Here is a 17,693-nt window from a genome sequence, read left to right as displayed (position 1 = left end):
ACGGGCAGCCTGTACCTCAGACGCGAATGGCGGTCCCTTAGGGGCCGCCATTGATTTTATTCAGAACATGAATGGGCGCAAAATGCGCGCCCGATCAATCCCATTTCGGCGCAAGATGGCCGGGATTGACGATCCGCCCGTTCGGACGGGCCAGGGCATGCAGCGCTTGCATCTCGTCGTTTGAAAGCTCGAAGTCGAAGATGTCGAAATTGGCCTTTGCGCGTTCCGCGCTCACCGTTTTCGACAGTGCGACCACGCCTTGCTGCTGCACCAGCCAACGCAGCACCACCTGTGCCGCGCTCTTGCCGTGGGCAGCCGCGATCGCCTTGATTGCCGGGTCGTCGATGACCTTGCCGTCCGCCATGGCATAATAGGCTGTGATGCTCATGCCAGCCTTGCGCGCCGCGTCGAGCACGGCGCTTTGGTCGAGATAGGGATGGTATTCGACCTGGTTGGTGACGATCGGAGCCTTGCTGAGCTTGACTGCTTCAGCCATCAGCGCCGTGTTGAAATTGCTGACGCCGATGTGGCGAACCTTGCCCGCATCGCGCACTTCGTTGAGCGCGCCGATGCGCTCGGCAAGGGGCACATCGCTTTGCGGCCAGTGCAGGAGAAGAAGATCGACATAGTCAGTCTTCAGCTTCTTGAGGCTCTCATCCACCGACCTGACGAAGGCGTCGTGACGATACTTGTCCACCCACACCTTCGTGGTAAGGAACACATCGCCGCGAGCGACGTCCGAATTGGCAATGGCTTCGCCAACTTCGGCCTCGTTGCCGTAGATCTGTGCGGTATCGACGTGGCGGTAGCCGAGCTTCAATGCGGCCGGCACCATGCGCAGCACATCGCTGCCCGGCATGCGGAAGGTGCCGAAGCCGATTGCGGGGATTTCTGCGCCATTGGCATTAACGTTAAACATGGTTTTTCCTTTGACTTAACAGGTGGCCAGTACTGCGGCCGAAGCGCGCCTATCGAGCATCTGGCTCCAGAGCGTCAGGCCGAGGGCTCCGACGACGAGAAGAGCACCGACCCATGGCGTTGCGCCAAGGCCGAGCGGGGAGGCGACAATGATGCCACCAAGGAATGCCCCGCCAGCTATGCCGAGGTTGAAGGCGGCAATATTGAGCGCCGAGGCGACATCGACTGTATCGGGCGTGTGGACCTTTGCAAGCTGTACTACGTAGAGTTGCAACCCCGGAACATTGGAGAAGGAGAGCGCGCCAAGGGCGGCGAGCGTCACCAGCGACCAGACCGGCGATACGGCAGTGATGGTGAAAAGGGCAAGCACGGCAGCCTGCAGGCCGAACATGACTACCAGCGCGCCGACCGGATTGCCATCGGCAATACGCCCGCCCACCATATTGCCGACCGCGATCGCGAGGCCATAGAGCACGAGAATGAGGCTGACGGTGGATTCGCCGAAGCCCGTGATCTGCTGCAGCACCGGAGCGAGAAATGTGAACATGACGAAGGTGCCACCATAGCCGAGTGCGGTCATGCCGAAGGCGAGCAGCAGGCGGCCATTCGCAAGAACACGCACCTGGTCGATCAGGCGGGCAGGGGCCGCCTTGGCGATCTGCGAAGGCAAGAGGATGGCAATCGCCGCGAAAGCGATGACGCCGAGGCCAGATACGGCCCAGAATGTGGCGCGCCAGCCAAGCTGCTGGCCGATGAAGGTGCCGAGCGGCACGCCGGTGACGATCGCGACGGTAAGGCCGAGAAACATCAGGGCGATGGCTGAAGCGCGACGGTTGGGGGCAACGAGATCGGCGGCAATGGTCGCTCCTACGGAGAAGAAAACCCCGTGGGCGAAAGCGCTGAGCACGCGCGCGACGAGAAGCAGCTCATAGCTTGGCGCAAGTGCCGCGGCCGTGTTGCCGATGATGAAGAGCACCATCAGCCCGAGCAACAGCGGCTTACGCTCGATGCGACCGGTGAGAGCGGTGAGGATCGGCGCGCCAAAGGTCACGCCGAGCGCGTAGACGCTGACAATAAGCCCCGCGAGCGGTAGGGAGATGTTGAGATCGTTGGCGACCGTGGGTAGCAGGCCAACGATGACGAACTCCGTCGTCCCGATGGCATAGGCGCTGATCGTCAACGCCAGAAGAGCAAGAGGCATTGTGCTGTCCTTTTCAAAACGGCGATCTTGGGAACCGGCCGCAAATTGAGTATGTCGAACCTGGAGTCCGTTGCGGTGAATATGGCTTGCGGCGATTACCTTGATAATCGGGGTGCAACGCGCAATACTTGTGACGCGGGTTCACAAATGGCGCGTTTCGAGATGGATAACCGGGCTGGAGAAATGGACGTGTTCGTTCAAGCCGTGGAGCTCAACAGCTTCTCTGCGGCGGGGCGACGCCTTGGTCTGTCACCGTCTGCCGTCAGCAAGATGATCAGCCGCATCGAGGAGAGGCTTGGCACGCGGCTTCTCGTCCGCTCGACACGCACCTTGCAACTCACGCCTGAAGGCGAGGTCTATCATCAGCGTGCCATGCGCATCGTCGCCGAGATCGAGGAGGCCGAGCGGGCGGTCGCCCATGGTGCATCGGCCAAGCCGCGCGGCCTGCTGCGCGTCAACTCGTCTGTGCCTGTTGGTGTCACCTGCGTTTTGCCGCTCGTGCCGAAGTTTCTCGAGCAATATCCCGATGTCAGGCTGGATGTTTCGCTGAGCGACGGCGTTGTCGACCTTATCGAGGAGCGGGCTGACATAGCGATCCGCGTCGGCCCCATGCGCAATTCGGCATTGAAGGCGCGCAAACTCTTCGAAAGCCGCGTCGTCGTTATCGCATCGCCGGATTATCTCGACAGGCATGGAGTGCCGGAGCGTCCAAGTGACCTGCAGCACCACAATTGCCTGAATTTCAACTTTCGCCGCACCTTGAACGAGTGGCCTTTTCGTAATCTGCAATCAAAGGAAACAGAACTCCTGGCCGTTTCTGGCAATTTCATCTCCAATAACGGTGAAACCGCCCAGCAGATGTGTGTCGCCGGACTTGGAATTGCGCGGCTCGGCCTGTTTCATGTGATCGATGACCTTCGAGCAGGCCGTCTGAAAGTGCTTCTCGAGCCATATAATCCCGGCGACCTTGAACTCATCCATGCGGTCTTCGTCGGCCATGAATATCTGGCGGCAAGAGTCCGCAGTTTCGTCGATTTTCTGGTAGAGAATATTGGACCGTGCGATGAACTCTCGGTTCCTGAAGCAGCGAAAGCTGGCTGATCGAAATCATGCCCATGACTGATTCCGAAGACTTGAAGCGCATAAGGCGAGCCTATGCCAGCAAGGTGCTGGCAAGCGTTGGCGTGGACGACGCGCGCATCGAGCGGGCCTTTGCCGAAGTGCCGCGGGAGGACTTTCTCGGTCCGGGTCCATGGCCGATCATCAGGTATGGACTGGGTTTTGGTCTCAGCCCCGATGACGATCCGGTTCACCTCTATACGGATGATCTCGTTGGCATAGCGCCAGAGCGGCATATCAACAATGGCGAACCGTCATTGCATGCCCACCTCCTCTGGCACGCAAACATCGCCGAAGGCGAGCGTGTCGTTCATATCGGCACCGGCACGGGCTATTATACCGCGATCATGGCGCATCTCGCGGGACCTTCAGGACATGTTCTCGGCATTGAGATCGAAGCGGATCTTGCGGTGCGCGCGAAGCAATATCTCGCCGGTTATCGCAATGTCGAAATCGTTCAGGGGGATGGCACGAAACGATCGTTCGAGCCCGCCGATGTGATCTACATCAATGCCGGCGCAACCAGGCTCGATGATGGCTGGCTCGATCGTCTCAACGACGGCGGCCGGCTTCTTCTGCCGCTCACGACCGACGATGGCTTCACGCTGATCGGCTGTGGCTCGCGTCCCCGCGGCGCCGTATTCCTCATTACCCGCCAGGGCGATGCGTACACTGCGCGGGCAATCTCGGGCGTAGCGATTTATCCCTGCGCAGGAATGCGGGACCCAGAGTCCGAAAGAGCCCTGGCCATCGCATTCGGCAATGGCGAGCTTAAGCGCGTGACGCGCCTCTACCGTTCAAACGATATACCCCCCGAGCGTTGCTGGCTCGAGGGAAAGGGCTGGTGTCTCGCCTATGATTGAGACAGTGAAACGGCATCCTTGTTGCGGACAGACGTTCGGTTCTTGAGATTGAGAAGATTGCCGCTGAGGATGAGGACTGCGCCGAGTGCGGTGAACATATCCACGCGCTCCGCATAGATCAGCCAGCCGAGAACGGCCATCAGGGGTACCCGCAGGAAGTCCATCGGTATCACCACCGTTGCGTCGGCATATTGCAGCGCCTTCGCCATGCAGAAGTGCGAAAACGTGCCGGTAAAGGCGATGATGACCACCCACGGCAGAACGTGCAAGGACGGCCATTGCCACACGTGCAGGGCGGGCAGGAGGCCGATCGCCGATTGGATGATCAGCATCCAGAAAATAATCTTCACGACGCTGTCCGTTCGCGTCAGTGATTTGACCATCGTAAAGGAAATGCCGAAGGTGAAAGCCGCGCCAAGCACGATCAGCTGTCCGGTTTCGACCGAACCGATGCCGGGGCGGACGATGATGACCACGCCGACGATGCCGAGGATGATGGTGAGGATGCGCCAAATATTGAGGCGCTCGCCGAGGAAGGCAACCGCCATCAGCGCGGTCCAGGCCGGCGTCGTGAACTCTATAGCGATGACCTGCGCCAGCGGAATCATCGACAGGGCCTGGAGCCAGGCGAATTGTCCGGCATAATGCGCGGCGTTGCGGCCGAGATGCCGCCAGATGCGGCTCGTCTTCATGGCCCTGACGCCGCCCGAAGAACGGACGAGCGGATAAAGCATTGCAAGACCGATCAGCGAGCGCATCTCCATGATCTGGAAGACATTGAGCTCGCGAGAGGCTTCGCGGCCGGATATAGCCATCATGAGGATCGCCGTAAGCGATCCCATCATCCAGAGGGCAGCCTTCAGTGTGGATTGCGGCATGATGAATTATTGCTTGGCGTAAATTCCGGCGAAATCCGCAAAACCTTTGACTTCGATCGGATTGCCCGAAGGATCGCGGAAGAACATGGTCCATTGCTCACCCGACTCGCCCTTGAAGCGCACGGTCGGCGGCATAACGAACTCCACGTCGGCCTTGGCGAGGCGCGCGGCCAGATCGTTCCAGACATCAAGCGGCAGAATGACGCCGAGATGCGGCATCGGCACCATGTGGTCGCCTACCTTGCCCGTATTGGTGGTTTCGAACGGCTTGCCGAGGTGCAGCGAAATCTGATGGCCGAAAAAATCGAAATCGACCCACGTGTCAGTGCTTCGTCCTTCCTCGCAACCGAGGATTGATCCGTAAAAACGCCTCGCCTCGTCGAGATCGGTGACGTGGTAGGCAAGGTGAAACAACGAGCGCATGGGAAATCCTGATCAATGGCGGGGTGCGGCGGACGCTAACAGCAAAAAAGCAGCCAAACAAACCTATTCCGCTGCCAAGTTATGGATTTCATGGAACCAATATAGAAAGCAAGGAGTTATCTGAGGCTACACTCATATGGTTCCCCAAAAACAGGAAGTTTATAATGTCGATTTTGATCAGTCTCTTGATCACCGTTCTGGTGATCTTCCTCGTTCTTTACCTCATCCAGATGCTGCCGCTTGACGGGCGCGCGAAGCAGATCGCCCAGGTCATCGTCATTGTGATCGGCATCATTTCGCTGCTGAAGTATCTCGCGGTCTTCTAAGCCTCATCAGCAACAGGCTCCAACTGGCCGAGAAGCCAGTCCCGGAAGGCGCGGATTTTGGGCACGTTGCGCCGCGCCTCCGGATAAACAAGCCAGTAATAGTGGTCGGCAGTGCCGACAATATTGAACGGCTGGATAAGCAGGCCTTGTGCAAGCTCGGTTTCGTAGAAGGCCGGGGTAAGAATGCCGACCCCTTGGCCGGCAATGACCGCTTTGCCTTCAAGGTGCTGATCGCCGAAACGGCTGCGGGGGTCGCCGCGCAGGTCGGGATTGGCAATTCCGGCGGCATTGAACCACAGGCGCCACCACGGATCGCCGGGATCGACGATCGTCAGCCTCAGAAGGTCCTCGGGTGATTTCACACCCCCAATCGACGCGGCAAGCTTGGGACTGAGCATCGGCGTAAAATCGGCATCGAAAATACGGTGCGCGACGAGGCCCGGCCATTTTCCGCTGCCCGAACGTATGCCGATGTCGGCGTCTTGTCTTGAAAAATCAATGATTTCCCGGTTCGCCTGCAGGCGCACCGCCAGATTTGGTTGCGCGAGTTGGAATGATCCAAGCCGTGGCACGAGCCAGTTCGCAGCGAATGTCGGGATCGTGCTGATGGTCAATACGCCGTCGGCATTCTCGCGCGTCGCGGCTATGGCCGCCCGCATCATGTCGAACGCGTCGCTGATGATCGGCGACAGGCGCGCGCCGACCTCTGTCAGGGTGACTTGGCGCGGGCGGCGAAGGAACAATTGCGCGCCGATGCGCTCTTCAAGGAGCTTGATCTGATAGCTGACCGCAGCTTGGGTCATGCCGAGTTCTTCCGCGGCCTTGGTGAAACTGCCGTGGCGGGCGGCGGCTTCAAACACCCGGATGGAGGCAAGCGGAGGTAGGTTCATTCACGTCTCACATAAGCTCTGCTTATGCATGCTACTTGGCGTTTTGTTGGAAAACAAGGCGGAACGGGCGCATGTTCTCATCACCCAAGACTAAAATCGCCAGGATTGAATTGGAGTTGAGACGATGAACATTATGGCAACCCACGCCGCTCGTACCGTCGGCCACTTGACGCTTCGCGGCCTTCTGACCAAGCCCGGACGCCAAAACCCGGTCGAACGCCGCCCCGTCAGAATCGACGCCGAAGAGTTTTCCGATCACATGCTGCGCGATATCGGCGTGATTGACGGCCGTCCGGCCCGCGGCGAGCGCGCGGGCGAGGATGATCTTGGCGCGTTGCTGCGCGACGGGCCGAAGCGGTTTCTATAGAGTCTAGGAGTCGAAATCGGTTTCGAGCTGCTTTTCTAGTGCAACAAGGTCATCGGGCAAGGGCATGCCCATGGCCCGGAGTTCGTTGAGCTTTTCACGCAGGTTCTCGTGAATTTCATGGGCATCGGTGGGCCGCTGGACCATCGCTTCGAGCAAGAGGGCAATTTGCGCCTTGATGTCTTCGAATGCCATGTTATGTCCTTTCACGCCGTACACTGAGTAGTTTATGATAACAGATTATTCCTGGCCGGAGTATTGATTGTCGGAGACCTTTTCCATCCACTCCGCGGCCTTGCCTTCAAGCCTCTCCTGCATGGCAAGATGCGCCATATAGGTATCGGGCCCGGCGCCATGCCAATGCTTTTCGCCCGGCGGAATCCACACCGTATCGCCGGCGCGGATTTCGCGGATCGGTTCACCCCACACCTGCACGAGCCCTTTTCCCGAAACCACGTGCAGCGCTTGTCCCAGCGGATGGGTGTGCCAGGCGGTCCTAGCCCCGGGCTCGAAGCGCACAAGAACAGCTTGAAGCCGCGCTGGGGCGGGCGTTTCGATGATAGGGTCCTGCCAGACCGTTCCGGTGAAATATTCCTCCGGGGCACGACGCGAAGCGACCGAGCCAATTGCTTTGATTTCCATCACATACCTCGCGCAATTTCCGGTGCTGCCGGATAGTCCAAAACCTCAGGCGTTTGCATTGCCACAGCCGACGTGACCACCGAATCCAGAAATCCCGGGAACCGGTGCTCCAGGTCGTCGCGGCGCAATGTCAGGAGGCGGCGTGTGCCGTCCGGGCGAACGTGTATAATGCCGGCCTCGCGCAGCTTTGCCACATGATAGCTGATGGCCGTCTTGGAGCCTAGCTGGAGAAACTGCCCGCAAGTCATCGCTTTTTCGCCGTTACGGGCAAGAATGGCGATGATGGCAAGACGGGTTTCGTCGCCAAGAGCAGTCAGGACGGCCGGCAGCGCGATGTCTTCGGCCGTGGGGTGATCGAGATATTCTGTCATACGAAATTTAATAGCAATTGGCAGGAGAGTTTTCAATGTTCAATATTTGTTGAACTTAAAGCTTGACTCCTGCAAGGCCCAGGCGTTAGTTCAACGTTCATTGAACATTTAGGTGATTTCCATGGATATTCGTCTTTTCGGATTAGCGCTTGGTGCATTCGCCATCGGTATCGAGGCATTCGTCGCGGCAAGTCTTCTGCCGCAGATCGCTGGCGATACGGGCGTCACTTTGGTCCAGGCCGGCTATCTTGTCGTGGCCTATGCGTTTGCCTATGCGATCGGAGCGCCGGTTGTTGCCGCGCTCACCGGCTCGCTCGACCGCCGCACGATTCTGGCCGGCAGCGCGACGGTTTTCGTGATTGGCGCGCTGTGCGCCGCCATTTCGCCGACATATCTGCTTCTCCTGCTTGCCCGCCTCCTGATTGCGGTGACCGCAGGTCTATACGCGGCGACGGCGCAGGCAACAGCGGTCGCCATTTCGGAAGCCCATCATCGTGCCCGCGCGGTTGCTGCTGTCGTCGGCGGCACCACGCTTGCTGTCGCGTTCGGCGCGCCGCTTGGCGCCGCTATCAGCGCTTTTGCCGGATGGCGCGGCACCTATGCCTTTATCGCGCTGATCGGTTTGATTGCAGCGGTCGTCGTCTGGTCGCTGTTGCCGCGTGGACTTTACGCAGACCGACTCACGCTGTCTCAGCGCCTTTCAGTGATCCGCCACCCCGGCCTCATGCCGGCGCTGCTGACCACGCTCCTTTACATGACCGGCGCTTTTGCGGTTTACACCTATATTGCAGCGATTGCCGTTGACGGCGTCGGCCTTGGCAAGTCGATGCTGCCCGTGGTTCTCCTATCGTTCGGTATCGGCGCGGCCATCGGTAATTTTTTGGGAGGCCAGTTGGCTGACCGGCTCGGTGCGACCCGCACTGTCGTCGCTGCCTCGGTCCTCAATGCCATGGTGCTGGCGACTGTAAGCTGGATCATGCAACTACCGCACGATCTCGCCGGTCCCGTTCTTATCGCGCACATGTTCGTCTGGGGCGTGATCGCCTGGATGTTCCCGCCGGCGCAGGCGAGCCGGATCCTGACCATCGCGCCGGAAAGCGCGCCATTGGCGCTCTCGCTGAACTTTTCCGCGCTCTACCTCGGCGTTGCTTTCGGATCGATGATAGGCGGCCAGATCCTTTCCCATGTCGGGCTGATCCATCTTGGCTGGCTGGGCGCGCTCTTCCCGGTGCTGGGGCTTGCAGTGCTCCGATTTGCGGACGCGACGTCCCGCAAGGAGAAATTGTCGATGGCTCGATTTGGCTAGTGCCGTCCTCGTTCTTTAATGAACGACCGTCGTGTCGAAGGGCTTCAGACCGTGATGCTCCATGCTGTCGCGATAGATCGCCGTCGCCTGGGTGCGGTTGTGCGCGCGCAATTTGCGGATAAGATTGTGAACATGCACCTTGACCGTATGCACCGAAAGGGCAAGGCGGTCGGCAATGATCTTGTTCTGCAAGCCCTCGGAGAGAAGCTGCAAAATCTCGTGTTCGCGCAGGGTCAGGGTCTTTACCGGCCAAGCATTCATTGAAGTATGCTTCGGCTGGGCGCTGAACGGCGTCTGAGCCTTGACCTGTGTGCCGTTTGCAGCCTTTGCCATCGAGCGAACAATCGTTGACGGATAATATTCGCCGCCGTTGAGCATCAGCCAGACGACCGCCAGCCACGCATCAAGCTTCAGGCTGAAAGGCAGGAGGCCCTGAACCAGATTATTGTCGAAGAGCGTGTTGAATTCCGGAATGGACGCACTCGTGTCATCGATCATCAATGTCACGTAAGCATCGGGAAAGCGCATTTTGCAGCGCGCGATACAGTCGATGAGGTCGGAGACAAAATCGGCGTGGATCATAACCAGACCGATTGCGTCGTCGTTTTCGCCGGAGTCGGCAAGCTTGTTTGAAAGGTCGACCTTGAGATCGGGAAACGTTCGTTCGAGTGATTGCACAAGACCCTGGAAAACGACTCCAGCCTCGGCATAGATGAGGATGCCGCTCTTGAAATTCGCTCCGCCCTCGTTCGGGGAGCCGCTTTGGATTTGGTCAGTCCTCATACGCGCCACCGTCACACTCATGATCCTACCCTACGCCATTTGATGAGAAAAAAGCCGCCAGATTTTGTTATGATTCGATTGGAATCGCCCCCGTCCCAAGGCCGATTCGTTGCGGCTAACCCCTTGTATTTCATGTTAATCGGCAAGGGTAATGGACCAAACGTGACGCGGGCGTGACGCGAAGGTGCGATGTACGCGCGCGCGAGGCCGGACACGTCTATTCCGATCATTTCGGGGTTGACGCGTTCGGCTAACAGGTCACGGGAAGCGCTTGTTTTCCCACGAGCGACGTTCTTTCACTCCACCAAAGGGACACACAAGTTCGAGCCGGGTTCATCCATCAGGTGGAACCTCTTCTCACTTCTCCTAAATGGCGCGCAATCACTCCCGCCGGTACTGTTTTCCAAAATCCACTCGGTTTGGCCGTGACAGGTGAACACACCTTGCATGGCGAGTGTTCAATTCGCGGGGGTGCGCCTTGTTTGCATGGATCACCAATTGTTTTGCAGCATTGATTGTAAGTGCTGCGCTGGTCGTAATCTTGAAACGGGTGTCGCCTGTGTTCGCCCTCGTCGATCATCCCGACCGGCGCAAATTGCACGATGGCGTCGTTCCGCTCTGCGGCGGCATTGCTATCTTTGCAACCTTTGCGCTCGTCATGATGTTGCACGACCACGCGCCGTCGCTTCCCGTCAATTTTTGGGCAGGTCTTTTCGTAACTTTGGTGGTCGGCATAACCGATGACCGCGTCGATCTGCCGGCCGTGCGTCGCCTGGCTGCGCAGTTTCTGGTTGCCCTGACGCTGGTCAATCCTTTTTCCGGAGCTACTATTGTCACCGGCATTGCCCTGCCGCCAGCGCTGCTGGCCATATCGTTTCCGCTTCTAACCATCGTCGCGATTCTCTTCGTCATAGGTCTTATCAATGCCTGGAACATGATCGACGGCGTCGATGGCCTTGCTGGCGGCTGCGCCGCAGTCGCCCTGTTATGGCTGTCGGTTATTGCTGGCTTTAAGGGCGTGACGGAGCTGATCCTGCCAATGCTGGTGCTTCTTGCGGCTGTGGGAGGGTTTCTTGCCTTCAACATGCGCAGCCCATGGCTCGCGCGCGCCAAGATATTTCTCGGCGATGCCGGAAGCACCGCGCTTGGTGCGGTCATTGCCTATTTCATCATAACCCTGTCCATCCACGCCAACATAGCTTTCACCGTGCTGCTCTGGATCGTCATTGTTCCGGTCATCGATACGTTGAGCCTGATCGTGCGCAGGGTCCATGCCGGCCGCAGCCCGCTTGCTGCTGATCGCTGGCATCTCCACCACCTCCTGCTCGACCGCGCGATCCCGCCTGCGAAAACCACACTGACGATCGTTGCGGCTTCGGCGGTGTGCGGAGGCATAGGGTGCCTCGGCATCATTCTCGGCATCTCGAACCTTGCCATGACACTGGCGTTGGTGGTGCCGTTCCTCGTGCACAGCGCCTTCGTCTACGCAACGCTGTCGGGGCGCTCGACGACCGTTCAGCGCCCGCTGGCGCCGGTGCAGAAAATCTCGGCCGTTTCGGCAAGCGCTATTCGGCCCGACCTCAATTTAACCCACACGTCCGTGCAACCAGCCAAGCCCACCCGGCCTGGCATCCTTTCGGACGCAGTTTGACGACCCAAGAAACCGGAGCGAGACAGTGATTTCTGCATTGATCATGACCCTCAACGAAGAAGAGTGCCTGCCGGCCTGCCTGGCATCCCTCAGCTGGTGTGACGATATCGTCGTGCTGGATTCGTTCAGCACCGACCGCACCGTCGAGATCGCCAAGGCCGCCGGGGCCCGCGTCTATCAGCACAAATATGAAACCGAAACCAAGCAGCGCATGTATGGGCTGAAGGAGATCGAGTTCAAGCACGCATGGGTCTATATGCCCGATGCCGACGAGATAACGCCTGACGATTTGCGCGACGAGATGCTGGCGATCGCCGCTGATCCGAACCGTCCTGAGGCGATGTTCAGCGCCCGCTACAAGAACATGTTCATGGGACGCTGGGTCAAGCACTCGAGCCTCTACCCGACCTGGATCACGCGGCTTGCACGTCCTGAACGCATCCAATATGAGCGCGAGTGCCACTCCCGACCGGTTGGCGATGGCCCGACGGGCCGCCTGAAGTCGCATTTCATCCACTACAGCTTCAACAAGGGCATGGCGGCTTGGTTCGATAAGCACAACCGCTATTCCGGCTTTGAAGCGCGCGAATCCCTGCAGATCCTGCGCAGCAAAAGGATTCCGTGGCACAGCTTCTTCAGCGCCACGCCGGAAGCAAGGCGCAGGGCGCTCAAGGAATTCTCCTATCGTCTTCCTTTCCGGCCGCTGGCACGATTTGCCTACATGTACTTCCTGCGCGGCGGATTTCTCGACGGATGGCAGGGCTATCATTACTGCCGCCTCATTGCGTCCTACGAGTATATGATCGTCATCAAGATGCGGGAACTGCAGCGGCGAGAGCTTGGCCTTTCGATATGACCGCAGTCAACGCGCATTCCGTGACGGTATCGGACGAGCGCGTGCGACGCCTGCCGTTACGGGAGTATGTCTTTCCGGCCATCGGACTTGTTGCGGTCCTGACAGTTCTTTCCGTACTGTCGCTTCCGCTCCTCGCGCAGAGGTTCCTGACCATTCAGGACCAGCCGGCCAAAGTCGATGTGATCGTCGTCCTTGGCGGCGACGGCCCGGCGCGCGCCAAGCTTGCGGCCAGCCTGTGGCTCGGCAAGTTTGCGCCCCGCGTCCTCATCAGCGGCGATGGCGATTGCTACTGGATCAAGACCGCAATGGTAGAGCGCGGCGTCGATGAAAAGGCCATCGACGTTGAGTGTCAGTCCGGCACGACATGGGAAAACGCGCTCTATTCGGCTCCCTACGTGAAGCGAATGGGCGCTCGCAGCGGCATCGTGGTGACAAGCTGGTATGCTTCGCGGCGAGCGATCACAAGTTTCGACGCCGCGTCGCCGGACGTTCACTGGCTGTCCGTCCCGGTGACAAATCAGCAGCCCATGTGGAAATTGGCAATCGGCACCGACACCTACCTGCAAAAGGAATTCCCGAAATTGATCTGGTATACCGTGCGCGGTTGGCTTGGGCTTAATTCGACATTCGTGCCGGGGCCGTTCCCGTCGCGGGAGGTCCGGGCATGAACGTAACTCGGCAGACGTGGCACAGGGTATCAAACAGAATTGGTAAGGCGGGGTAAGACAATGCGCTCACGGTACAACGATCCGGCATTCGACGCAGCGAGCGCGCCATTGCCGCGTCTTGGCGGAGCGACATTTGCTCTCAGGTTCCGCCTCATGCGCCTCCTTTGGATGATATCGTGGACCCTCCTTGCATCGTGGACGCCTTCGCCGCTCAGTCCATGGCGGGGTTGGCTGCTGCGCAAGTTCGGCGCCACGATCGACCCGTCAGCCATTGTCAGAAGCAGCGTGAAGATCTGGTGGCCCGGCAACCTCATCATGGGCAAGCATGCATCCATGGGGCCCGGCGTAATTTGCTACAACGTCGCCGAGATCACGATCGAGGATTTCGCCATCGTCTCGCAGCGCACACATCTTTGCACCGGAACGCACGACGTGGACGATGCGGATTTTCCGCTGAAGAGCCGGCCGATCACAATCAAGGCCAACGCCTGGATCGCGTCCGAAGCTTTTGTCGGCCCTGGCGTCGTCGTCGGCGAAGGTGCTGTCCTCGGTGCACGGGGTGTTGCCATGCGCAAACTCGATCCATGGATGATCTATGTAGGCAATCCGGCACAGCCGGTCAGGGCGCGCAAACAACCAGCCAACGACTGAGTTTCAGCCCTGACTATCCATGCGGCTATGAATGGTCGGGAGCGACGCGGAGATTTGCTGAACCGGTCGCTGCGCTGGGGCTCGGCGATGCGTAGCCCTGGAGCGTCAGTTCCGCAACGCGCGGCCACGTATAATTCTCACGCACGAGACGCTTGCCGTTCTCGCCCATGATCGCGGCCATACCCGGATCGTCGAGGATATCGCCGATCGCGGCGGCAACATTCGCGGGATCGAGCGAAACGACTGCGCCGGCGTGGGCCGTCCTGACTTCGGGAAAATGACAAGGCTCGCTGATCACCACCGGCAGGCCGCAGGCAAGGGCTTCGGTAATGGCGACGCTAAAGCCTTCCTGGCGGCTCGGCAGGCAAAAGCACGCCGCATCCATCAGCGCCCGTAACTTCTCCGCGCCATAGATCGGTCCGGTAAGATGAACCCGATCCGTAATCCCGAGGTCCGTGACGAGGCTGACGAAACCATCCTGCGCGCCGCCGTCCGGTCCCGCAACGGCGAGATCGACATCGGGGTGGGATTTGGCCAACATGGAAAACGCCGCGGCCAGAATATCGAGCCCCTTTTTCGTATGAAGGCGCGACAGGAACAATACGACCCGCTTGCCTTGCAATTGCGGAAAGCGCTCGGCAAAATATCCCTTGCCTGGCAAATCGGCGAATTCTTCGAGAAATATGCCGTTCGGAATGACCAGCCGTGGCGGGGTCAATCCCAACGGGTCAAGCAGGTTTGCTTCGTCCGTGTTGAGCGTGTGGATGAACTTTGCCCCATTCAACATCTTGCGGTAGCCAAGCAGCAGCGCCACACGCTTCTTCAGGCGCTTCTGCTGCATGCTCCAGACATCGAGCATCCCATGCGGTTGAACGCAATATGAAACCTTCAAACTCCGGGCAATGCGCGCGGCATGCTTCAGGATTGGTTCCCAAACGCCATGAATGTGGACGAAAGACGCGTCCTTCAATACGTTCCGAAGCGCTCTTGCTGCGCGGAGCCCGAGAACGCGCTCGATTTTGTCCGGGTCGGCCAGAAGGTGCCAGCGGACTTTTGCAAGCTGCGGCACATCGTGTGCCGCGCGCAACGCACGTTGCCGGATGTCGCTCCCGCCATAGCTGATGATCTCGACCTCGTGGCCGAGGGCTGCCTGTGCTGCCGCGAGGCGCAAGCAGCCGGCTTGTGGTCCGCCCTGCGCTGGATCGATCGAACTGACGACGTGATAAATTTTCATGAAAGCGCGGCCTGGTTGACTGTGTGCTGTTGCGATGGAAGCAGGGAAAGTGCTTCGAGCAAGCGCTCGCCATAGCGCTTGACCGTAAACTCTGCGGCCCGCGTCACCGCGCTTTCGGACATCGCCGCTCGCGTGCCGGGGTGTTCGCTAAGATCGGTCACCGCTTTGGCGATGGCTTCACTGTCACGTATAGGCACGATGAAGCCGTCCACGCCGTCCCGCACGACGCTGCCGGCATTTTCGGTACAGATGACCGGCAGACCTGCGGCGAGCGCCTCATAGATGGCGGTAGCCGAACCTTCGCATATGGATGGCAGGAGGAACACGTCAGCCCATTCATATTCCTTGGCCATTTCAGCGCGGGGCACGATACCGCGCAGTTCGACGGATCGGCCGATCTCGGCCTTGACTTCCGGTGACAATCTGCTTGGGCCAGCCATTCTAAAGGTAGCGGATTTGCCGAGCATACGTGCCGCCTCGGCGACGTAGGGCGAACCTTTGCGCAGGCCGACTTCGCCCACGGTCAGGACGCGCAAGGGACCGCCGATACGGATAATGTCTTGCGCCGGAAATTGCGGATCAATCCCATATGGCACGACGACGCATCGTTCCGCGCTGCCACCGCGCGCAATGACGTTGCGCCGTACAAATTCCGAAGGGCAGACGATCACGTCGGCGAGCGCCCACTCGGCTTTTTCTCGTTCGGCAAATGCCCGCGCATATTGATTCTCACTATAGGGACCCGCCCAATCGGGAAAGCGCGCGTGTTCGCCGGCGACGAGTTCTTCGACGGTGTCCCAAGGCGCAATCATCTGCTCGACCGCAGTCCACATTCCCTGCCGTTTCGCGGCCTGCATTTGCTCCAATGCATCGCCGGCAAAGGCATAGAGGCCGTCGGCGCCGTGGAAGCCGCTGGACGCCACCAGGCGGGAAAACTCGGAACCGGCCCAGATCGTATGAGCCATGTGCTCGATACTGTTCTTTTGCCGCAACCGGCGGACCGCCGACCGGGCGCCGAAGTTCGGGAAGGTCGAGATGAGTTCGGCCGGGACGCCTTTCGGGATCCGCCCTGTCAGGCGCTTGACGGATGACGGAAGCAGACGACGCGGCAGCTTGTTGACGAGTCGGGGCCATCCCTGAGTGGCACAGATATCCGTATAGAAATGTGCCAGCCGCCCCTCCGAGGCGAAGATGCGTGGCACTGCGTAGTGCATGCGCGCACCGAGCTGACTGACAACGACGCTACCGCTCATTCTGCTGGCCCGAAAACTGAGGTTTGCGATGAAGCCGCCGATTGCTGGCGGAACTGGTGCATGACGTCGGACCAGGCTCCAACCGCCCGGTCGCGCGAAAATACGGTGTCGAGCGTGTGCCTGGCATTGATCCCCATCTGCGCGCGGTGCGCGGGCTCGTTCTTCAATCTGAGAATATGATCGGCGAGCCTTTGGCCCTCACCGATCCTGACCGCTGCGCCGCAATCTGCCGAAGCAACGACGCGCGCAACCTCGCCATTACCGTCGCCGATGAACAGCGTCGGACGGCCGGCAGCAAGGACGCCGTAGAACTTGCTTGGAACGATACAATGTTCGAGCCTTGGAATGAGCGAGACGATATGCGCGTCGGCCGTGCTGAGGCTTTCAGCGATGTGTTCGGACGGCTGGAGCGGTTTGAACGTTACGTTCTTGAGGTCGCGGTTGCGGACGATTTCTTCGACATGGGCGCGCTGCTGGCCGCCACCGATCAGGAGGAACCGGATGTCGTCATGGTCGCTGAGAAGCACGGCGGCTTCGATCAGGGTCGAAAAGTCATGGGCACGGCCGAAATTGCCTGAGTAGCCGACGACGAACTTTTCCTGGAGTCCCCAGCGCGTACGCAGAGTGTTGTCGGCGGGAAAGACCGGATAGATTTCTTCCCCGTCGGACCAGTGATGCATGACGCTTAGCCGGTCCTCGTCAAGTCCGTGCTCGGCAAGGTAGGACGCCATCGAAGCGGTGGGACAGACGATCATCGTGGATTTACGCATCGACCAGTCGCGCGCAACCTTGCTCAGCCTGCCGGCGATGCCCGTTTCGGACAGCATGCCGAGCTCCATCGCCACTTCCGGGAACAGATCCATGACCCAGTTGACCATGCGTGCGCCGCGCCAGCGGATTGGGAGCGCTGTCGTCACGGAAAGGAGTGGCGGGTCAGTGCAGACGACGCAAATATCTCCCTTTTCCAGATTGGCGAGACACCAGAAGAACGCGGAAACATGGAAGGTCAGGTAGTCGATTGCCCGGCCAAGAATGTTGCTGCGCCCAAATCGCGTTGCCCAGAGGCGTTTAACGGTAACCCCACCGACCACCTCATCGGCGGGCAGCTCGATATTGGGATTGTCGTGCATGGTGCGACTGGCGATGGCGGCAACGTCGAAGCCGCGCCGGTGCAACGCAAACGCGAGCCCTGATACCATACGGCTCGTCGCCGATTGATCGGGTGAGAAGTAGCGATTTGCAAATACGATCTTCATGTAGACCTGCCTCGAGCCATGGCTGTGCCCAGCCCTGAAA

General features: G+C 59.4%; 21 protein-coding genes. 9 read left to right on the top strand and 12 right to left on the bottom strand.

Features of this window, described 5'->3' with window-relative positions; genetic code table 11:
* Window positions 1-94 precede the first annotated feature (94 nt).
* Both BM074_RS05140 and BM074_RS05135 read right to left on the bottom strand, forming a co-directional pair.
* The gene (locus BM074_RS05140; protein WP_091920235.1) at window positions 95-919 is read right to left on the bottom strand and encodes an aldo/keto reductase; all 825 of its coding nucleotides are present in this window, start codon (window positions 917-919) and stop codon (window positions 95-97) included.
* Window positions 920-934: 15 nt separating this feature from the next.
* The gene (locus BM074_RS05135) at window positions 935-2,119 is read right to left on the bottom strand and encodes an MFS transporter (RefSeq protein ID WP_091920233.1); all 1,185 of its coding nucleotides are present in this window, start codon (window positions 2,117-2,119) and stop codon (window positions 935-937) included.
* A 162-nt stretch (window positions 2,120-2,281) separates the two neighbouring features.
* On the opposite strand from BM074_RS05135, the gene BM074_RS05130 reads away from it, so the two are divergent.
* Complete coding sequence (locus BM074_RS05130; protein WP_091921482.1) at window positions 2,282-3,220, top strand: LysR family transcriptional regulator; 939 nt, start codon at window positions 2,282-2,284, stop codon at window positions 3,218-3,220.
* A 14-nt stretch (window positions 3,221-3,234) separates the two neighbouring features.
* Window positions 3,235-4,101 (top strand): protein-L-isoaspartate O-methyltransferase family protein, encoded by an 867-nt coding sequence (locus BM074_RS05125; RefSeq protein ID WP_175498901.1) that lies wholly within the window; start codon window positions 3,235-3,237, stop codon window positions 4,099-4,101.
* Here BM074_RS05125 and BM074_RS05120 read toward each other — a convergent pair.
* A complete protein-coding gene (locus tag BM074_RS05120; protein ID WP_091920230.1) occupies window positions 4,092-4,979 on the bottom strand; it encodes a DMT family transporter in 888 nt (295 codons plus the stop codon). The two genes, BM074_RS05125 and BM074_RS05120, sit on opposite strands and share 10 nt — an antisense overlap.
* A gap of 6 nt (window positions 4,980-4,985) precedes the next feature.
* A complete protein-coding gene (locus tag BM074_RS05115; RefSeq protein ID WP_027230562.1) occupies window positions 4,986-5,402 on the bottom strand; it encodes a VOC family protein in 417 nt (138 codons plus the stop codon).
* A 164-nt stretch (window positions 5,403-5,566) separates the two neighbouring features.
* On the opposite strand from BM074_RS05115, the gene BM074_RS05110 reads away from it, so the two are divergent.
* The gene (locus BM074_RS05110) at window positions 5,567-5,728 is read left to right on the top strand and encodes a Thivi_2564 family membrane protein (protein ID WP_091920228.1); all 162 of its coding nucleotides are present in this window, start codon (window positions 5,567-5,569) and stop codon (window positions 5,726-5,728) included.
* Here the strand turns inward: BM074_RS05110 and BM074_RS05105 are convergent.
* Window positions 5,725-6,618, bottom strand: coding sequence for a LysR substrate-binding domain-containing protein (locus tag BM074_RS05105; protein WP_091920227.1), 894 nt, complete (start codon window positions 6,616-6,618; stop codon window positions 5,725-5,727). The genes BM074_RS05110 and BM074_RS05105 overlap by 4 nt on opposite strands.
* Before the next feature lie 124 nt (window positions 6,619-6,742).
* On the opposite strand from BM074_RS05105, the gene BM074_RS05100 reads away from it, so the two are divergent.
* Window positions 6,743-6,985: a hypothetical protein gene (locus BM074_RS05100; RefSeq protein ID WP_091920225.1), complete on the top strand. Its 243-nt coding sequence runs from the start codon at window positions 6,743-6,745 to the stop codon at window positions 6,983-6,985.
* A 3-nt stretch (window positions 6,986-6,988) separates the two neighbouring features.
* Here the strand turns inward: BM074_RS05100 and BM074_RS05095 are convergent, their stop codons facing one another.
* Genes BM074_RS05095 through BM074_RS05085 form a run of 3 tightly spaced genes read right to left on the bottom strand, consistent with a single transcriptional unit; the run spans window position 6,989 to window position 7,995 of the window.
* A complete protein-coding gene (locus tag BM074_RS05095; protein ID WP_027230559.1) occupies window positions 6,989-7,177 on the bottom strand; it encodes a hypothetical protein in 189 nt (62 codons plus the stop codon).
* Between the two features lie 45 nt (window positions 7,178-7,222).
* A complete protein-coding gene (locus tag BM074_RS05090) occupies window positions 7,223-7,624 on the bottom strand; it encodes a (R)-mandelonitrile lyase (protein ID WP_091920223.1) in 402 nt (133 codons plus the stop codon).
* On the bottom strand, window positions 7,624-7,995 hold the full coding sequence (locus BM074_RS05085) for an ArsR/SmtB family transcription factor (RefSeq protein ID WP_091920221.1): 372 nt from the start codon (window positions 7,993-7,995) through the stop codon (window positions 7,624-7,626). Before BM074_RS05085 ends, BM074_RS05090 begins: the two co-directional genes overlap by 1 nt.
* 121 nt (window positions 7,996-8,116) lie before the next feature.
* Between BM074_RS05085 and BM074_RS05080 the strand changes: the two genes are divergently transcribed.
* Window positions 8,117-9,301 carry an MFS transporter gene (locus BM074_RS05080; protein WP_027230557.1) on the top strand — a complete coding sequence of 395 codons (1,185 nt, stop codon included), beginning with the start codon at window positions 8,117-8,119 and terminating at the stop codon, window positions 9,299-9,301.
* A 15-nt stretch (window positions 9,302-9,316) separates the two neighbouring features.
* Here the strand turns inward: BM074_RS05080 and BM074_RS05075 are convergent, their stop codons facing one another.
* Window positions 9,317-10,084 (bottom strand): helix-turn-helix domain-containing protein, encoded by a 768-nt coding sequence (locus tag BM074_RS05075; protein WP_051614631.1) that lies wholly within the window; start codon window positions 10,082-10,084, stop codon window positions 9,317-9,319.
* A 478-nt stretch (window positions 10,085-10,562) separates the two neighbouring features.
* Here BM074_RS05075 and BM074_RS05070 point away from each other — a divergent pair, with 478 nt between their 5' ends.
* Genes BM074_RS05070 through BM074_RS05055 form a run of 4 tightly spaced genes read left to right on the top strand, consistent with a single transcriptional unit; the run spans window position 10,563 to window position 13,910 of the window.
* Window positions 10,563-11,735 (top strand): MraY family glycosyltransferase, encoded by a 1,173-nt coding sequence (locus BM074_RS05070; RefSeq protein ID WP_091920219.1) that lies wholly within the window; start codon window positions 10,563-10,565, stop codon window positions 11,733-11,735.
* 43 nt (window positions 11,736-11,778) lie between these two features.
* Window positions 11,779-12,591 carry a glycosyltransferase gene (locus BM074_RS05065; RefSeq protein WP_091921480.1) on the top strand — a complete coding sequence of 271 codons (813 nt, stop codon included), beginning with the start codon at window positions 11,779-11,781 and terminating at the stop codon, window positions 12,589-12,591.
* Entirely contained in the window at window positions 12,588-13,259 is a 672-nt protein-coding gene (locus BM074_RS05060) for a YdcF family protein (RefSeq protein WP_175498899.1), read from the top strand. The genes BM074_RS05065 and BM074_RS05060 overlap by 4 nt, the downstream gene beginning before the upstream one ends.
* Window positions 13,260-13,319: 60 nt before the next feature.
* A complete protein-coding gene (locus tag BM074_RS05055) occupies window positions 13,320-13,910 on the top strand; it encodes an LbetaH domain-containing protein (protein ID WP_091920215.1) in 591 nt (196 codons plus the stop codon).
* 25 nt (window positions 13,911-13,935) lie between these two features.
* Here the strand turns inward: BM074_RS05055 and BM074_RS05050 are convergent, their stop codons facing one another.
* Genes BM074_RS05050 through BM074_RS05040 form a run of 3 tightly spaced genes read right to left on the bottom strand, consistent with a single transcriptional unit; the run spans window position 13,936 to window position 17,653 of the window.
* Window positions 13,936-15,144 (bottom strand): glycosyltransferase, encoded by a 1,209-nt coding sequence (locus BM074_RS05050; RefSeq protein ID WP_091920214.1) that lies wholly within the window; start codon window positions 15,142-15,144, stop codon window positions 13,936-13,938.
* Complete coding sequence (locus BM074_RS05045) at window positions 15,141-16,397, bottom strand: glycosyltransferase family 4 protein (RefSeq protein ID WP_091920212.1); 1,257 nt, start codon at window positions 16,395-16,397, stop codon at window positions 15,141-15,143. The genes BM074_RS05050 and BM074_RS05045 overlap by 4 nt, the downstream gene beginning before the upstream one ends.
* Window positions 16,394-17,653, bottom strand: coding sequence for a glycosyltransferase family 4 protein (locus tag BM074_RS05040; RefSeq protein ID WP_091920210.1), 1,260 nt, complete (start codon window positions 17,651-17,653; stop codon window positions 16,394-16,396). Before BM074_RS05040 ends, BM074_RS05045 begins: the two co-directional genes overlap by 4 nt.
* Window positions 17,654-17,693 lie beyond the last annotated feature (40 nt).

This window comes from Phyllobacterium sp. CL33Tsu, from assembly GCF_900113985.1.
Classification (GTDB): domain Bacteria; phylum Pseudomonadota; class Alphaproteobacteria; order Rhizobiales; family Rhizobiaceae; genus Phyllobacterium; species Phyllobacterium pellucidum.
This window is presented reverse-complemented; position numbering and strand designations above follow the sequence as displayed.

What these genes read in the sequence shown, in the direction of transcription:
- BM074_RS05140 (WP_091920235.1), bottom strand. Translation starts at nt 919, where the DNA reads ATGTTTAACGTTAATGCCAATGGCGCAGAAATCCCCGCAATCGGCTTC.
- BM074_RS05125 (WP_175498901.1), top strand. Translation starts at nt 3,235, where the DNA reads ATGACTGATTCCGAAGACTTGAAGCGCATAAGGCGAGCCTATGCCAGC.
- BM074_RS05055 (WP_091920215.1), top strand. Translation starts at nt 13,320, where the DNA reads ATGCGCTCACGGTACAACGATCCGGCATTCGACGCAGCGAGCGCGCCA.
- BM074_RS05080 (WP_027230557.1), top strand. Translation starts at nt 8,117, where the DNA reads ATGGATATTCGTCTTTTCGGATTAGCGCTTGGTGCATTCGCCATCGGT.
- BM074_RS05120 (WP_091920230.1), bottom strand. Translation starts at nt 4,979, where the DNA reads ATGCCGCAATCCACACTGAAGGCTGCCCTCTGGATGATGGGATCGCTT.
- BM074_RS05060 (WP_175498899.1), top strand. Translation starts at nt 12,588, where the DNA reads ATGACCGCAGTCAACGCGCATTCCGTGACGGTATCGGACGAGCGCGTG.
- BM074_RS05105 (WP_091920227.1), bottom strand. Translation starts at nt 6,618, where the DNA reads ATGAACCTACCTCCGCTTGCCTCCATCCGGGTGTTTGAAGCCGCCGCC.
- BM074_RS05050 (WP_091920214.1), bottom strand. Translation starts at nt 15,144, where the DNA reads ATGAAAATTTATCACGTCGTCAGTTCGATCGATCCAGCGCAGGGCGGA.
- BM074_RS05075 (WP_051614631.1), bottom strand. Translation starts at nt 10,084, where the DNA reads ATGAGGACTGACCAAATCCAAAGCGGCTCCCCGAACGAGGGCGGAGCG.
- BM074_RS05090 (WP_091920223.1), bottom strand. Translation starts at nt 7,624, where the DNA reads ATGGAAATCAAAGCAATTGGCTCGGTCGCTTCGCGTCGTGCCCCGGAG.
- BM074_RS05100 (WP_091920225.1), top strand. Translation starts at nt 6,743, where the DNA reads ATGAACATTATGGCAACCCACGCCGCTCGTACCGTCGGCCACTTGACG.
- BM074_RS05065 (WP_091921480.1), top strand. Translation starts at nt 11,779, where the DNA reads ATGACCCTCAACGAAGAAGAGTGCCTGCCGGCCTGCCTGGCATCCCTC.
- BM074_RS05115 (WP_027230562.1), bottom strand. Translation starts at nt 5,402, where the DNA reads ATGCGCTCGTTGTTTCACCTTGCCTACCACGTCACCGATCTCGACGAG.
- BM074_RS05045 (WP_091920212.1), bottom strand. Translation starts at nt 16,397, where the DNA reads ATGAGCGGTAGCGTCGTTGTCAGTCAGCTCGGTGCGCGCATGCACTAC.
- BM074_RS05135 (WP_091920233.1), bottom strand. Translation starts at nt 2,119, where the DNA reads ATGCCTCTTGCTCTTCTGGCGTTGACGATCAGCGCCTATGCCATCGGG.
- BM074_RS05130 (WP_091921482.1), top strand. Translation starts at nt 2,282, where the DNA reads ATGGATAACCGGGCTGGAGAAATGGACGTGTTCGTTCAAGCCGTGGAG.
- BM074_RS05110 (WP_091920228.1), top strand. Translation starts at nt 5,567, where the DNA reads ATGTCGATTTTGATCAGTCTCTTGATCACCGTTCTGGTGATCTTCCTC.
- BM074_RS05095 (WP_027230559.1), bottom strand. Translation starts at nt 7,177, where the DNA reads ATGGCATTCGAAGACATCAAGGCGCAAATTGCCCTCTTGCTCGAAGCG.
- BM074_RS05040 (WP_091920210.1), bottom strand. Translation starts at nt 17,653, where the DNA reads ATGAAGATCGTATTTGCAAATCGCTACTTCTCACCCGATCAATCGGCG.
- BM074_RS05085 (WP_091920221.1), bottom strand. Translation starts at nt 7,995, where the DNA reads ATGACAGAATATCTCGATCACCCCACGGCCGAAGACATCGCGCTGCCG.